We start from the raw sequence: 15,369 nt of genomic DNA, 5'->3' as shown, positions 1-15,369 counted from the left end.
GCCCCGGGGTGACGCGGCCACCACAACCCGTACGGCCCCTGTCGGAAGGTGCCCCGGGGCACCCGCACCTAGGTTCGGAAGGAGGCAGACCTAGGGAGCTCCACGGTGACAGAGACGACCGAGCCCGCCGCCGCCCTGTTGCGGGCGGGGAAGTTCTTCCGGCGCGGCACCGCCGCCCCCGACCTGCACAGCGTCCGGCTGACCGGCGGGCGGGACGCGGACGCCTTCTACCGGGACCGGTGGAGCCACGACAAGGTCGTGCACTCCACGCACGGGGTGAACTGCACCGGCTCGTGCCGCTGGAAGGTGTACGTCAAGGACGGCATCATCACCTGGGAGACGCAGGCGACGGACTATCCGAGCGTCGGCCCGGACCGCCCCGAGTACGAGCCGCGCGGGTGCCCGCGCGGCGCCGCGTTCTCCTGGTACACGTACTCCCCCACGCGCGTGCGCTACCCGTACCTGCGGGGCGTCCTCCTGGAGATGTACCGGGAGGCGAAGGCGCGGCTGAAGGACCCGGTGCTCGCCTGGGCGGACATCCAGGGCGATCCGGAGCGGCGCAGGACCTACCAACAGGCGCGCGGCAAGGGCGGGTTGGTGCGCGCGACCTGGGACGAGGCCGTCGAGATCATCGCCGCCGCGCACGTCCACACCATCAAGACGTACGGTCCCGACCGCGTCGCCGGCTTCTCCCCCATCCCCGCGATGTCGATGGTGTCGCACGCGGCCGGGGCCCGCTTCATGAGCCTCATCGGCGCGCCGATGCTCTCCTTCTACGACTGGTACGCGGACCTCCCGGTGGCCTCTCCGCAGGTCTTCGGCGACCAGACCGACGTCCCCGAGTCGGGCGACTGGTGGGACGCCGCGTACCTGATGATGTGGGGCTCCAACGTGCCGGTGACGCGGACGCCGGACGCGCACTGGATGGCCGAGGCCCGCTACCGGGGCCAGAAGGTCGTGGTCGTGGCGCCCGACTACGCGGACAACGCGAAGTTCGCCGACGAGTGGCTGCACCCGCACCCGGGCACGGACGGGGCGCTGGCCATCGCGATGGGCCACGTGATCCTCAAGGAGTTCTTCGTCGACCGGCGGACGGAGTTCTTCACCGACTACGTCCGCAAGTTCACCGACCTGCCCTTCCTGGTGACGCTGACCGAGCGCGACGGCGCGTACGTCCCGTCGAAGTTCCTGCGCGCCAGCGATCTGGGCGAGGACGGCGAGGGCGGCGAGTGGAAGACGGCGGTGCTCGACGAGCGGACCGGGCGGCCCGCCGTGCCGAACGGCTCGCTGGGCTTCCGCTGGACCGAGTCCGGCAAGGGCAAGTGGAACCTGGAGCTCGGCGGCATCGAGCCGGCCCTGACGCTGCACGGCTCCGACGTCGCCGCGGGCGTCGAGGTGCTGCTGCCCCGCTTCGACACCGAGGGCGGCACGCACGGTCAGGGCCGCGGCGAGGTCGTGCGGCGCGGGGTGCCCGCCACCCGGCTCGGCGGCCAGGACGGGCCGCTGGTGACCACGGTCTTCGACCTGCTGCTCGCGCAGTACGGTGTGGGCCGCGCGGGCCTGCCGGGCACCTGGCCCGCCTCCTACGAGGACGCCGGGGCGCCCGGCACGCCCGCCTGGCAGGAGGCGCACACCTCGGTGCCCGCCGCCAAGTGCGTGAAGATCGCCCGGGAGTTCGCGGCCACCGCCGAGAAGTCGCGCGGCCGCTGCATGATCCTGATGGGCGCGGGCACCAACCACTGGTTCCACTCCGAGACGATCTACCGCTCCTTCCTCGCGCTGCTCCAGCTCACCGGCTGCCAGGGCCGCAACGGCGGCGGCTGGGCGCACTACGTCGGCCAGGAGAAGTGCCGCCCGGCGACCGGCTGGGCGACGCTCGCGAGCGCCAACGACTGGAGCAGGCCGCCGCGCCAGATGATCGGTGCCGCGTACTGGTTCCTCAACACCGACCAGTGGCGTTACGACAAGTTCGCCGCCGACGTGCTCTCCTCACCGCTGGGCGAGGGCCGCTTCGCGGGCATGACCGGCGCGGACTGTCTGGCGCTCTCGGCGCGGGCCGGCTGGATGCCGTCGTACCCCACGTTCGACCGCAACTCCCTGGACCTGGGCGAGACCACGGGCGACCCGGTGGGCAACGTCGTCGACGAACTCAAGGCGGGCACGCTCAAGTTCGCCTGCGAGGACCCGGACGCCCCGGAGAACTGGCCGCGCGTCCTGACGCTGTGGCGGGCCAATCTGCTCGGCTCGTCCGCCAAGGGCGCGGAGTACTTCACCAAGCACCTGCTGGGCACGCACTCCTCGCTGCGTGCCGAGGAGGCGACGCCCGAGGAGCGCCCGACGACGGTGACGTGGCGGGAGCAGGCCCCGGAGGGCAAGCTCGACCTGCTCGTCTCCCTCGACTTCCGCCAGACGTCCTCGACGCTGCTGTCCGACGTCGTGCTGCCCGCGGCGACCTGGTACGAGAAGCACGACCTGTCGACCACGGACATGCACCCCTACGTGCACTCCTTCACCCCGGCCGTCGACCCGCCGTGGCAGGCCCGCACCGACTTCGACACGTTCCGCGCGATCGCGGACCGGCTGAGCGAGCTGTCGGTGGACCACCTGGGCGTGCGCAAGGACGTCGTGGCCACCGCGCTGCAGCACGACACCCCGGGCGAGACCGCGCAGCCCGGCGGCGTCGTCCTGGACTGGCGCAAGGGCGAGTGCGAGGCGGTGCCCGGCAGGACGATGCCGGGGCTGACCGTGGTGGAGCGCGACTACACCGCGATCGGCGCGAAGTTCGCCTCGCTGGGCCCGCTGGTGGAGAAGCTGGGCCTGCCGGTGAAGGGCATCTCCTTCAACCCCGACCAGGAGGTCGAGGAGCTGCGCGAGCGCAACGGCGTCGTGCGGGGCGGGCCCGCGGACGGCCGCCCGGCCCTGGACACCGCGGTGAAGGCGGCCAACACCATCCTCGCGCTGTCCGGCACGACGAACGGGCGCCTGGCCACCCAGGGCTTCCACACCCTGGAGGCCCGCACCGGCCAGGAGATGGCGCACCTGGCCGCCGAGCACGAGGGCAAGCGCATCACGTACGCGGACACGCAGGCCGCGCCCGTCCCGGTGATCACCTCGCCGGAGTGGAGCGGCAGCGAGTCCGGCGGGCGCCGGTACACGGCGTTCACGCTCAACACCGAGCACCTCAAGCCGTGGCACACGCTCACCGGGCGCCAGCACTTCTTCATCGACCACGACTGGATGCACGAGCTGGGCGAGGCGATGCCGGTCTACCGGCCGCCGCTCGACATGAACCGGCTCTTCGGTGAACCGCGGCTCGGCCCGGACGGCGAGCGGGAGGTGACGGTCCGTTACCTCACGCCGCACAACAAGTGGTCCATCCACTCCGAGTACCAGGACAACCTCTTCATGCTGTCGCTCTCCCGCGGCGGTCAGTGCATCTGGATGGCGCCGCAGGACGCGGAGGCCATCGGCGTGCGGGACAACGACTGGATCGAGGCGGTCAACCGCAACGGCGTGGTGGTGGCGCGCGCCATCGTCTCGCACCGCATGCCGGCCGGCACGGTCTTCATGCACCACGCGCAGGAACGCACGGTGAACGTCCCCAAGACGGAGACCACCGGCCGGCGCGGCGGCATCCACAACTCGCTGACCCGGCTGATCCTCAAGCCGTCCCATCTCATCGGCGGTTACGCGCAGTTGTCGTGGGCGTTCAACTATCTCGGTCCGACGGGCAACCAGCGCGACGAGGTGACGGTCATCCGCCGCAGGTCGCAGAAGGTGGAGTACTGACATGCGCGTCATGGCACAGATCGCGATGGTGATGAACCTCGACAAGTGCATCGGGTGCCACACCTGCTCCGTCACTTGCAAGCAGGCGTGGACGAACCGGGACGGCATGGAGTACGTCTGGTTCAACAACGTCGAGACCCGCCCCGGACAGGGCTATCCGCGCCGCTACGAGGACCAGGAGAAGTGGCGCGGCGGCTGGGAGCTGAACAAGCGCGGCGCGCTCAAGCTGAAGAACGGCGGCCGCATCAAGTCGCTCCTTGAGATCTTCTCCAACCCCAAGCTGCCGGAGATCAAGGACTACTACGAGCCCTGGACCTACGAGTACAAGAACCTCACCGACGCGCCGCTCGGCGACGACTATCCGGTGGCCGAGCCCCGCTCGCTGATCTCCGGCAAGCCGATGAAGATCGAGTGGTCGTCGAACTGGGACGACAACCTGGGCGGCGCCACCGAGTACGGCGACCTCGACCCGATGGTCGCCAAGACCCGCGAACAGGCCGCGGACAAGGTGAAGTTCGCCTTCGAGCAGACGTTCATGTTCTATCTGCCGCGCATCTGCGAGCACTGCCTGAACCCGGCGTGCGTGGCGTCCTGTCCGTCCGGCGCGATGTACAAGCGCGCCGAGGACGGCATCGTCCTGGTCGACCAGGACCACTGCAGGGGCTGGCGCAAGTGCGTGACCGGCTGCCCGTACAAGAAGGTCTACTTCAACCACCGCACCGGCAAGGCCGAGAAGTGCACGATGTGCTACCCGCGCGTCGAGGTGGGCCTGCCGACCGTGTGCTCCGAGACGTGCGTGGGACGGCTGCGCTATCTCGGGGTGATCCTGTACGACGCCGACAAGGTGACCGAGGCGGCCTCCGAGCCCGACGAGCACAAGCTGTACCAGGCGCAGTTGGGCGTCTTCCTCGACCCCGAGGACCCCGAGGTGCGGCGCGCGGCGGAGCGGGACGGCATCTCCCACGACTGGATCGAGGCCGCCCGCCGCTCCCCCGTGCACGCGCTGATCAGCCGGTACAAGGTGGCGCTGCCGCTGCACCCGGAGTACCGCACGATGCCGATGGTCTGGTACATCCCGCCGCTCTCCCCGGTGGTGGACGCGCTGTCGGAGACCGGCCACGACGGCGAGGACCTGGGCAATCTGTTCGGCGCGATCGACACGCTCCGGATCCCGCTGGAGTACCTCGCGGAGATCTTCACGGCCGGTGACGTCGGCCCCGTGCGCGCCTCCCTGGAGAAGCTCGCCGCGATGCGCGCCCACATGCGGGCCATCAACCTCGGCGACCGGCCGGACGGTTCGGCCGCGGAGTCGGTCGGCATGGCGGCGTCCGAGATCGAGGCGATGTACCGGCTGCTCGCCATCGCGAAGTACGAGGACCGGTACGTCATCCCGACCGCGGCGGTCGCCGACGCGCAGCGCCTGGAGGAGTCGGCGCTGCCCGACTCGTGCAGCCTCGACTACGAGGACGGCCCGGGGATGGGCGGCGACGGCCCGTTCGGCCAGGACTCGGGACGCAAGCAGCTGCCGCTGGTGACCATCGAGAACTTCCACGCGCTGCGGGCCCGGCAGACCGCCGACGAACAGCCCAGCGCGACCGAAGAGGCCCACGCGAGGGAGAACGACAAGTGACGCGGCACGCGGTGCTCTACCAGGCGGCGGCGCTCTGCCTGGCCTATCCGGACGACGAGTTCCGCGCGCGGCTGCCGCTGATCAGGGCGGCCGCCCCGGCGGGTCTCGACGGCTTCCTCGACCACGCCGAGCGGACCGACGCGCGCGAGCTGGCCGCGCACTACGTGCAGGTCTTCGACTTCAAGAACCGGCACAGCCTGTACCTGAGCTGGTGGCGGGACGGCGACACCCGGCGGCGCGGCATGGCCCTGGTGCGCTTCAAGGAGGTCTACCGGGAGCACGGCCTGGAGTTCACCGGCGAGGAGCTGCCGGACTTCCTGCCCGCGGTCCTGGAGTTCTCGGCGCAGGCGGGCCCGGAGCTGTTGACGGAACACCGCAGCGGCCTGGAGCTGCTGCGGATCGCCCTCACCGACTTCGGCACGCCCTACGCGGCGGTGATCGAGGCGGTGTGCTCGACGCTGCCGGGTCCCTCGCCCAAGGACCGCGCGGAGGCGTTGGCCCTGGCCCGGTCCGGGCCGCCGCGCGAGGACGTCGGACTTCAGCCCTTCGCACTCATCGGGGAGCGGGACTCATGAAAACGCTGCTGTGGGGCGTGCTCCCCTACGTCGCCTTCGTGCTGCTGGTCGCGGGCATCGTCTGGCGCTACCGCTACGACAAGTTCGGCTGGACGACCCGCTCCTCGCAGGTCTACGAGTCCAAGCTCCTGAACATCGCCTCGCCGATGTTCCACTACGGCATCCTGTTCGTGCTCGTGGGCCACCTGGTCGGCCTGTTCCTGCCGGAGTCGTGGACGGACAAGGTGGGTCTGAGCGAGCACACGTACCACTTGTTCTCGCTGTACGGGGGCACGGCGGCCGGGGTGCTGCTGGTCCTCGGCATCCTGCTGCTGCTCTACCGGCGGCGGACGAACACGCCGGTCTTCCGCGCCACGACCGCCAACGACAAGCTGATGTACCTGGTGCTGTTCGGCGCGATCGTGCTCGGCATGGTGGCCAAGCTGACGCACGCCTCCGGCGACGGCTACAACTACCGCGAGTCCATCGCCCCGTGGGCCCGCAGCCTCTTCACGCTCCAGCCGGACATCGACCGGATGGCGGGCGTCCCGGTGCTGTACGAGATCCATGCGGTGATCGGGATGGTGCTGATCGCGCTGGTGCCCTTCACCCGGCTCATCCACATGTTCAGCGCCCCGGTGCAGTACCTGTTCCGGCCCTACGTCGTCTACCGCGGCCGGGACCCCAAGCGCGTGGGGGCACGGCCGGAGCGGCGCGGCTGGGAGCGGACGGGGTCCTGATGCCCCGCCGCCCCGCCCGCCGCGGCGGCGCCCGCTAGGCGGCGCCTCCGGGCCCGCCCGTCCCGCCCTTCTCCTTGCCCGGGTCGTCCTCGTCCACGATCTCCGCGTCCACCACGCCCTCCTCCGGTCCCGCGCCCGGTGACGGCTGCTCCTGGGCGGTGGCGCCGCCGGAGTTCTCGTACATCGCGCGGCCCATCTGCTGGCTCACCGTGGCGAGCTTCTCGGCGCCGGTGCGCAGGGCGTTCGTGTCCTCGGCGCGGTTCTTGAGGAGGTCCTTCAGCTCGGCCGCGGCCGTCTCCACCTCGGCCTTCGTGTCCGCCGGGACGCGTTCCCCGTTCTCCTGCAGGAACCGCTCGGTCTGGTAGACGAGCTGCTCGGCCTGGTTGCGGGTCTCCGCCGCCTCGCGGCGCCTGCGGTCCTCCTCGGCGTGCTCCTCGGCCTCGCGCACCATGCGGCTGATGTCGTCCTTGGGCAGCGCGGAGCCGCCGGTCACCGTCATGCGCTGCTCGCGCCCGGTGGCCTCGTCCTTCGCCGAGACGTGCATGATGCCGTTGGCGTCGATGTCGAAGGTGACCTCGATCTTGGGGACGCCGCGCGGGGCGGGCGGCAGCCCGGTCAGGTCGAAGACGCCGAGCTTCTTGTTGTACGCGGCGATCTCCCGCTCGCCCTGGAAGACCTGGATGCCGACGGAGGGCTGGTTGTCCTCGGCGGTGGAGAACGTCTCCGAACGCTTGGTGGGAATCGTGGTGTTGCGCTCGATGAGCTTGGTCATGATCCCTCCCTTGGTCTCGATGCCGAGGGAGAGCGGGGTCACGTCCAGGAGCAGGACGTCCTTGACGTCGCCGCGGATCACGCCGGCCTGCAGGGCCGCGCCGAGCGCCACCACCTCGTCGGGGTTGACGCCCTTGTGCGGGTCCTTGCCGGTGAGTTCGCGCACCAGCTCGGTCACCGCGGGCATCCGGGTGGAGCCGCCCACCAGGATCACGTGGTCGACGGCGGACAGTTCGATGCCCGCGTCCTTGACGGCCTGGTGGAAGGGCGCCTTGCAGCGGTCGAGGAGGTCGGCGGTCAGCTCCTGGAACCGGGCGCGGGTCAGCTTCTCGGCCAGGTGCAGCGGGCCGTCCGCGGACGCGGTGATGTACGGGAGGTTGATGTCCGTCTCGCTCGACGAGGACAGCTCGATCTTCGCCTTCTCGGCGCCCTCGCGCAGGCGCTGGAGCGCCATCTTGTCCTTGCCGAGGTCCACCCCGTGGGCGTTCTTGAACTGCCGCACCAGGTGCTCGACGACGCGCTGGTCCCAGTCGTCGCCGCCGAGCCGGGTGTCGCCGTTGGTGGCCTTCACCTCGATGACGCCCTCGCCCATCTCCAGGAGGGAGACGTCGAAGGTGCCGCCGCCGAGGTCGAAGACGAGGACGGTCTGGTCGTCGCCCTTGTCGAGACCGTAGGCGAGGGCGGCGGCGGTGGGTTCGTTGACGATGCGCAGCACGTTCAGGCCGGCGATCTCGCCGGCCTCCTTGGTGGCCTGGCGCTGGGTGTCGTCGAAGTACGCGGGCACGGTGACCACCGCGTCGGTGACGTCCTCGCCCAGGTAGGACTCGGCGTCGCGCTTGAGCTTCTGCAGGACGCGGGCGGACAGCTCCTGCGCGGTGTAGCGGGTGCCGTCCACCGACCCGCTCTCCGGGAAGCGCCAACTCCCCTCGCCCATGTGCCGTTTGACGGAGCGCGCGGTGCGCTCCACGTTGGTGACGGCCTGCCGCTTGGCGACCTCGCCCACCAGGACGTCGCCGTTCTTCGCGAAGGCGACGACCGAGGGCGTGGTGCGCGCGCCCTCCGCGTTGGCGACGACGGTGGGCTCACCGCCCTCCAGCACGGCCACCACCGAGTTCGTCGTACCGAGGTCGATCCCGACCGCACGTGCCATGGTCCAGTCCCTTCCGCCGCGAGCCCACGTCCCCCGTATCCAGGTCTACTCCGTTCTCCATCACAAAACTTGAGCGGGCTCTTGTCAATGCCGCGCGTGACAATGCCGCCACCCCGACAGGGGCGGCGGCATCGTCAACAGGCGCCGGGTCAGGCCAGCTTGGCCGAAAGGGTGATGGTGGTCCCCGACAGGGCCTGGCTCACCGGGCAGCCGGCCTTCGCGCTCTCGGCCGCCTCCACGAAGGCGGCCTCGTCGATGCCGGGCACGGTGCCCTCGACGGTGAGGTGGATGCCGGTGATGCCGGTGCCGGGCTGCAGGGTCACGTCGGCGGAGCTCACCAGACGGGTGGGCGGGGTGCCCGCGCCGGTCAGGGTGTGCGACAGCGCCATCGAGAAGCAGCTGGAGTGCGCGGCGGCGATGAGCTCCTCCGGGCTGGTCTTGCCGTTCGCCTCCTCGGCGCGCGACGGCCAGGACACCGCCTGCTCCCCGATGCCGGAGGAGTCGAAGGTGACGGTCCCCGTGCCCTCCGTCAGAGAGCCTTCCCAGACCGTGTGCGCGGAGCGCGTGGTTGCCACGATGCAGTTCCCTTCAGTGCGGTTGAGTGATCGGAAGGTGCGTCGCCACCATCCGATCACACTCCGGATGAAAACGGGCCGCGCGGGGCGGACCGGGCCGCAGGAGGTGTTCGAGCGGGGCCCGCAGGTGCACGTCGCCCGATCCGAACACAGTGTGTGCACCGCCGTGCCACAGAGGCCGCTGAGGTGCGGGAACGGGCCCGTGGCACGGTCTCTATGGCCGGAATGGCAACTGGGCAAGGCCCGTTCCCGGTGACACTTTGAGGCCCCCTCGCGCACGGAACGAGGAGATCATCTCAGGGGGTAAGGCCATGCGCATCAACTACTCGGACCACGGTCCGTCCCCGATCGAACCGGAGAAGCCCGGTGCGGCGGGCGACCGGGACTCGACCTTCGGCTGGTGGGGTGCCTTCAGCATCCAGAAGTTCGTCAACCAGGCGACGCTGTACCACACGCACGAGGACGCCACCGGTTGGCTGGCGTACCTCCAGCAGTTCTACGACCGGAACTTCTGGTTCGCCGACGGCGGCGCGCAGGTGTGGGCGTACGAGGAGACGTACGACAACTGGCAGGACCGCTACGGCATGGACGCCGTCGTCGCCGTCTACCACTCGGGCCACGGCGGCATGGACGGCAACGGCGTCTTCTTCGCGCCACTCGGCGCGGCCTGGGACGGCCGCAGCGACGCCGTCTCCAACCGGATGGCGCTCGGCAACGAGCGGGCGAACTACGTCTTCTGGTCGACCTGCGACTCGCTGAAGGTCACCGGCGGCCACTCGCCGATCCGCACCTGGGCCGGGCCCAACATCGGCTTCCGGATGATCTTCGGCTTCGAGACCGTCAGCATCGACAGCGGCGACTACGGCAAGAAGTTCTGGGAGAAGTGGCGGTCCGGGCAGACGTACTGCGACGCCTGGCTCAACGCCAGCTGGGACATCTACCACGGCCAGGCGCCCTCGGTGTGCGCCGTGGGGTCCACCCAGGCCGAGGCCACCAACCGCCTCAACACCGAGCGGAACTTCTACCGCGAGCACGTGCCGGACAACTGGTACGCCTGGCGCTGGTACTACGCGCGCGACAGCATCCGCGAGCCGCTCACCCGGCTCCCCGGCGGCCGGCAGATCATCCAGCTCGCGCCGGACGACCCGGGCACGCAGCTCGGCGCCCTCGGCCGGCTCGCCGACTTCCCGTCGGCGGCGCTGCAGGAGGTGCAGGCGGACCGGCTCGGCGTGCTCAACGCGTCCTCCGGCGACCGCATCGTCTCCGCCGCGCCCGACGGCGTGCGCTGGGTCAGGCTCGCCGAACCGAACCACCGCAACACCCAGCAGCTGCCCACCGACCGTGCCGTCGAGGCGGCCCGCTCGTTCGCCGAGCGGTACGCCGAGGGCGCCGAGCTCGTCGTGGACGGCGTGCACGACCTGATGCAGAACTCCGGGACGAAGGACGGCTCGGAGGTCGGGCGCCCGGTGTCGATCCAGACGCACGTGACGTTCCGGCAGGTCTTCGACGGCGCCCCCGTCATCACGCCGGGCCGCGGCCTGATCCGCGTCGGCCTCGACAACGACGGCACACCCGTGCAGGCGCAGATCGCCACCCGTCAGGCCACCGGCGCCACCCGCGAGCCGAGCACCGAGATCGCCCCGCCGGCGCCCAAGGGCGGCAAGACGGCGGCGGCGCCGCTGGAGCAGGACCCGCGCAAGGCGCTCGACGCGGCGCAGAGGAAGCTGCTCGCGCACCTCGCCGCGGAGAGCGCGGACGAGCCGGAGCAGACCGCGGCAGACCGCGGGATCCCCGAGGTCAGGGATGTCCCCGGCAGCTTCGAGGTCGGCTATGAACTGGAGGGGAACGAGGCCTACCCCGCGGCCCGCAAGCTGATCGAGATCGGCGCGCAGGACGGCATGTTCAAGACGCGGCGCTGGGTCGTCGCGCCCCTGGCGAGGTAGCCGCGGGCGTCGGCCGGCCCCGTACCGGACCGGTCAGTCGCGGACGGTGGCGGCCCGCTGCTTGCGGGCCGCCATCCACGCGTAGACGAGCACGCCGACGAAGAGGAACAGCACGCCCTGGTAGACGGCCGCGTACCCGGACCCGGCGACCAGCCACATGGAGAACGCGAAGGCGGTGCCCGCCAGGATCCCGTCCCGCACCAGTCGGCCGCGGTGCACGCGCTCGCGCTGCCCGGAGACCAGGAAGTAGATCTGGGCGGCGGTGGCCAGGAGGTAGGGCACGGTCGCCGTGAACGTCGTGATCAGGACGAGGGACTCGAAGACGCCGCCGGAGCCCGCCGTGTAGTTGTAGACGGTGAGCAGCGAGGCGAGGACGACGGTGACCAGGACGCCGACGGTCGGCACGCCGCGCTTCTTGCGCCCGAACGCGCTCGGGAAGAGCCCGTCCCTGGCGGCCGCGTACGGCGTCTGCGCGCTGAGCAGCGTCCAGCCGTTGAGGGCGCCGACCATCGAGACCAGCGCGGCGCAGGCGACCGCCGTGCCGCCCCAGGAGCCGCCGAACATCACGTCGACGGCGTCCGAGAAGGGCGCGGTGGAGGAGACCAGGTCGTCGTGCGCGACCGTGCCGAAGACGGCGAGCGTGCCCAGCAGGTAGACGACGGCGGCGCCGAGGGTGCCGAGGATGGTCGCGCGCCCGACGTTGCGCCGGGGGTCGCGCACCTCGCCCGCGCTGACGGCGGCGGACTCGACGCCCAGGTAGGAGAAGAGCAGGATCGCGGCGGCGGCCGTGACGGCGCCCAGCGGACTGTCGTCGCTCGCCCGGAACGGCCCGAGGTTGGCACTGTCGAAGAAGAAGAGGCCGCCGACCGCGACGAGCAGCAGCGGCAGGAACTTCAGGACGGTGGCGACCAGCTGGACGGCACCCACGTACCGCGTGCCCGCGAAGTTGGCGAGCGCGGGCAGCAGCTGCAGCACCAGCGCGGCCAGGCAGGCGGTCCACCGGTGGTCGCCGACCGGGATCAGCACGTCGAGGTACCCGACGGCGGCGACGGCGAGGGCCGCGTTGGACACCCAGGTGGTGATCCAGTACGACCAGGCCGCGAGGAAGCCCGCGAAGTCGCCGAAGGCCGCGCGGGCATAGACGTAGGGGCCACCGGTGCGCGGGTCGCGTTCGGCCAGGCGCCCGAAGACGAGCGCGAGGGCGATGGCCCCCGCGGTGAGCACGGCGAAGGCGACGAGGCTGATGGTGCCGAAGGGGGCGACGGAGGCCGGCAGCAGGAAGATGCCGCCGCCGATGATGTTCCCCATCACCAGGCAGGTGGCGATCGGCAGTCCGAAGCGCCGGGCGTGCCTGCTCGGGTCCCGCGCCGGTTCTCCCTGGCCGGGCGCCGGAGCCGGCTCTGCCACGGATCCGGTGTCGTGCATGGGGTGGTGCGCCTCTCGTCGTGCCCGGCGCCCGGGATCGCCGGGCGGAGCCCATGGTCGGATACGCCGGACCTGGTGCCAAATCAGCGCGTATTGTCCGGCGCGGCGCGGTCGGGAGCCGCAAAAGCTGTCTCGTCCGGGGCGCCGAACGGGGAATCGTTCGCCGGGACGGGCACCGGGACCTCCGGGCCCAGGTCGGCGCCCAGCCAGCCGCGCAGGATCTGGTGGATCCGCTCGGCGCCGACGAGTTCGGTGCCGTCCGCCGCCGGGTCCGGCAGGACGAGCGGCGACAGCAGGAAGGGCCGGGACTGCGCGCCGCCCAGGCCGCCGTGCGAGCCGATCTGCTCCTCGAAGGCGAGCACCTCGCCCTCGGCCGGGTCGTACCAGGAGTTGACCATGATGTCGGCGGTGTGCGGGAAGCCGTCGGTGCGCCGCACGGCGTCCGCGGCCCCGGACCCGAAGTCGGCGAGCGGCCCGAGGTCGTCCGGCGCCTCGTCCAGGTACACCTCGGCGCCGCGCGCGCCGAGCACCAGCGGACCGCGGTCCAGGGTGCGCACGAGGAGGAAGCCGATGCCCGGGTGGTTGGCGAGGGTGGCGAGCAGCGCCGGGTGGCGGCGGTCGATCTCCTCGCGGGTCATGCGGTGCGGCACGTCGGGGAACGAGACCAGGCCGAGGTTGCCGGAGGCGAGCACGATCGGCTCGGCGCCGCGGGGCGGCCTGCGCTCGTCGGTGCGCTCCTCGACGGGCCTGCGCAGCGCGGCCCGGACCGCCGAACGGGCCTCCGCGCCGCTGTGCGTGCGCTGTGCCTTGCGTGGCACGGGCAGCCCGCAGCCGGCCCGGACCAGATCGCCGAGGGTCAGGCCGTAACGGGTGCGGAACGTCTCGCCGGGGCTCTGGCCGTGGTCGGAGAGCACCACGATCCGGTAGGCGCGCGGCGCGTGCTCGGCGACCTGGTCGAGCAGCGCGAGCGAGCGGTCCAGGCGCCGCAGGACCTTCTCGACGTCCCTGCCGAACGGCCCGGAGTGGTGAGCCACCTCGTCGTACGCGACGAGGTCGGCGTAGACCGCGCTGCGCCCGGCGAGCATGTCCCCGATGACGGCGGCGACCACGACGTCGCGCTCGACGACGGTCGCGAAGGCCCGGATGAAGGGGTAGAGGCCGCCGCGGCCCACCCGCGGGCGGCGCCGCTCCAGACGGGCGCGGGTGGACTCGACGACCTCCCGGCAGACCTCGGCGACGAAGGACAGGGCGGTGCGCACGGCGTTGGCGGGATCGCAGAAGTACGCGAAGTATCCGGCCCTGGACCGGTTGTCCTTGCCGCGCCGGGCGGCGACCGACAGGACGAGGGCGAGCTGCTCGGCGCCGCCGCTGAAGAGGTTGCCGCGGCTCGCGCCGTCGACGGTCAGCAGGCCGCCGTCGCCGGTGTGGGCGACGGCCCGGCGCTGCAGCTCCACGGCGGAGGCGGGCCGGTTGCTGACCATGACCTCGCCGGTGTCCTTCTCGTACCAGCGGAAGGCGGGCACGTCGTGGTTGGAGCCGTGCAGGATGCCGAGCTGGCTGGCGCCGGTCTGGCTGGACCAGTCGGTGCGCCAGGGGGTGAGGCGGTGGGTGGCGGCGGCGCGGGTCCCGTCCGCCGTCGCCCGCTCCCCCATCCAGCGGGCGATCGTGGGCATGAGGCCCTTGGCCACGGCGGCGTTCAGGACGTCGTGGCCGACGCCGTCGAGCTGGATGAAGACCGTGCCGGGCGTGGTGGGGCCCGGGGTGCCGTCGGGGCCGCGGCGCCTGCGCCGGTCGGCGAGCCGGTACAGCCTGCGCCGGTAGGCGTCGTCATCGCGTACGGCCAGGGCGCCGCCGGTGGCCGAGGCGACGGCGGACATCACCGCGGCGACGACGACGGCGGTCTCCGCGCCGGCCTCGCCGCGGCCCTCCGGGATCAGGCTCAGGGCGAGCAGCAGCAGCGAGCCGTTGAGGAAGAAGGCGAGCAGGCCGAGCACGAGCGCGGGCACCAGCAGCAGGGCACGGACGAGCAGCGGCCACACCAGCGCCGAGAGCAGGCCGAAGGCGCCGGCGCCGAGGGCGGCGGTGCTCGCGATCCGGGTGGCGCTGTCGCCGTCGGCGGACTGCAGCTTGAAGTCGGGCAGGAGGCCGGCGAGCACCAGCATCGTCAGCGTGCTGACGGCCCACACGGCGACCACGCGCCACAGCGCGCTGCCGACTCTTCGCCATCGCCCGTGCCCCACGCCTCGCCCCTTCACGTTTCACCCCGAATGGGACACCAATGTGCCACACCGCCCGCGCGGGGCCGCCGCCGCGCTCGGGGCGGGGGCGGCCGGGGCGGTCAGCGGCCGTCGTACCCGGCGGTCGGCATGGAGAGCCGCCGGTGCACCAGCGCCTTCATCTGCGAGTCGTACGCCGGTTCGGCCAGGCCCGCCGTCTCGATCCGCACACCGCGCCGGGCGCATTCCGCGGTGAACTCGTCCGCGGAGCGCAGGGCCCGCTCCAGGACCCGGCGGCTCGGCGCGACGAAGAGGTCGACCAGGCCCGCCTCGATGTCGCCCCACAGCATCGCGTGGTCGGCGCGCAGTCCTCGTACGACGAGCTCCCGGGTGATCACGTAGCCCCGCTCGGCCGCCCATCGGGCGCACATCGCGTGCTGGCTGCGGGAGTCGACCAGGAAGGGGTCGGCGTCCAGTTCCTCCAGGGGCGTCAGGCTGGCGATCGCCGCGACGCGTACGACGGCGGTGCCCACGGCATCTCCCACGGCGTCCCCCTGCCCCTCGGCGTCCCTCGGC

General features: G+C 71.8%; 10 protein-coding genes. 5 read left to right on the top strand and 5 right to left on the bottom strand.

All coding sequences use genetic code 11. The features are described 5' to 3' along the window. Positions 1–105: 105 nt before the first annotated feature. From ACFYXE_RS23720 to narI, 4 genes are read left to right on the top strand one after another with little or no spacing between them, the layout of a single operon-like run. On the top strand, positions 106–3,789 hold the full coding sequence (locus tag ACFYXE_RS23720; protein WP_389315323.1) for a nitrate reductase subunit alpha: 3,684 nt from the start codon (positions 106–108) through the stop codon (positions 3,787–3,789). 1 nt (position 3,790) lies between these two features. Next, entirely contained in the window at positions 3,791–5,419 is a 1,629-nt protein-coding gene (gene narH / locus ACFYXE_RS23715) for a nitrate reductase subunit beta (protein ID WP_389315321.1), read from the top strand. Continuing rightward, on the top strand, positions 5,416–5,994 hold the full coding sequence (gene narJ / locus ACFYXE_RS23710) for a nitrate reductase molybdenum cofactor assembly chaperone (RefSeq protein ID WP_389315319.1): 579 nt from the start codon (positions 5,416–5,418) through the stop codon (positions 5,992–5,994). The genes narH and narJ overlap by 4 nt, the downstream gene beginning before the upstream one ends. After that, the gene (gene narI, locus ACFYXE_RS23705; protein ID WP_361178150.1) at positions 5,991–6,713 is read left to right on the top strand and encodes a respiratory nitrate reductase subunit gamma; all 723 of its coding nucleotides are present in this window, start codon (positions 5,991–5,993) and stop codon (positions 6,711–6,713) included. Before narJ ends, narI begins: the two co-directional genes overlap by 4 nt. A gap of 34 nt (positions 6,714–6,747) precedes the next feature. Here narI and dnaK read toward each other — a convergent pair whose 3' ends face one another. Both dnaK and ACFYXE_RS23695 read right to left on the bottom strand, forming a co-directional pair. Then, the gene (gene dnaK, locus ACFYXE_RS23700) at positions 6,748–8,634 is read right to left on the bottom strand and encodes a molecular chaperone DnaK (RefSeq protein ID WP_389315316.1); all 1,887 of its coding nucleotides are present in this window, start codon (positions 8,632–8,634) and stop codon (positions 6,748–6,750) included. Between the two features lie 149 nt (positions 8,635–8,783). Then, positions 8,784–9,209 carry an OsmC family protein gene (locus ACFYXE_RS23695; protein WP_361178155.1) on the bottom strand — a complete coding sequence of 142 codons (426 nt, stop codon included), beginning with the start codon at positions 9,207–9,209 and terminating at the stop codon, positions 8,784–8,786. A 311-nt stretch (positions 9,210–9,520) separates the two neighbouring features. Here ACFYXE_RS23695 and ACFYXE_RS23690 point away from each other — a divergent pair, with 311 nt between their 5' ends. Further along, entirely contained in the window at positions 9,521–11,152 is a 1,632-nt protein-coding gene (locus tag ACFYXE_RS23690; protein ID WP_389315313.1) for a DUF6345 domain-containing protein, read from the top strand. Between the two features lie 33 nt (positions 11,153–11,185). Here ACFYXE_RS23690 and ACFYXE_RS23685 read toward each other — a convergent pair whose 3' ends face one another. The 3 genes from ACFYXE_RS23685 to ACFYXE_RS23675 all read right to left on the bottom strand — a co-directional run bounded on the left by ACFYXE_RS23685 (position 11,186) and on the right by ACFYXE_RS23675 (position 15,338). Further along, complete coding sequence (locus ACFYXE_RS23685) at positions 11,186–12,577, bottom strand: amino acid permease (RefSeq protein ID WP_389315311.1); 1,392 nt, start codon at positions 12,575–12,577, stop codon at positions 11,186–11,188. Positions 12,578–12,660: 83 nt separating this feature from the next. After that, positions 12,661–14,817, bottom strand: coding sequence for an alkaline phosphatase family protein (locus tag ACFYXE_RS23680; protein WP_389315309.1), 2,157 nt, complete (start codon positions 14,815–14,817; stop codon positions 12,661–12,663). Positions 14,818–14,915: 98 nt separating this feature from the next. Beyond that, positions 14,916–15,338, bottom strand: a complete 423-nt coding sequence (locus ACFYXE_RS23675) for a hypothetical protein (RefSeq protein WP_361178164.1) — start codon at positions 15,336–15,338, stop codon at positions 14,916–14,918. Positions 15,339–15,369 lie beyond the last annotated feature (31 nt).

It is taken from the genome of Streptomyces sp. NPDC002564, assembly GCF_042889645.1.
Taxonomy (GTDB): Bacteria; Actinomycetota; Actinomycetes; order Streptomycetales; family Streptomycetaceae; genus Streptomyces.
The sequence above is the reverse complement of the archived record's forward strand: the minus strand, read 5'-3'. Positions and strand labels throughout refer to the sequence as shown.

Bases quoted from the DNA above. Each gene is read 5' to 3' on its own strand.
- ACFYXE_RS23690 (WP_389315313.1), top strand. From the start codon at position 9,521: ATGCGCATCAACTACTCGGACCACGGTCCGTCCCCGATCGAACCGGAG.
- ACFYXE_RS23685 (WP_389315311.1), bottom strand. From the start codon at position 12,577: ATGCACGACACCGGATCCGTGGCAGAGCCGGCTCCGGCGCCCGGCCAG.
- narH (WP_389315321.1), top strand. From the start codon at position 3,791: ATGCGCGTCATGGCACAGATCGCGATGGTGATGAACCTCGACAAGTGC.
- narI (WP_361178150.1), top strand. From the start codon at position 5,991: ATGAAAACGCTGCTGTGGGGCGTGCTCCCCTACGTCGCCTTCGTGCTG.
- dnaK (WP_389315316.1), bottom strand. From the start codon at position 8,634: ATGGCACGTGCGGTCGGGATCGACCTCGGTACGACGAACTCGGTGGTG.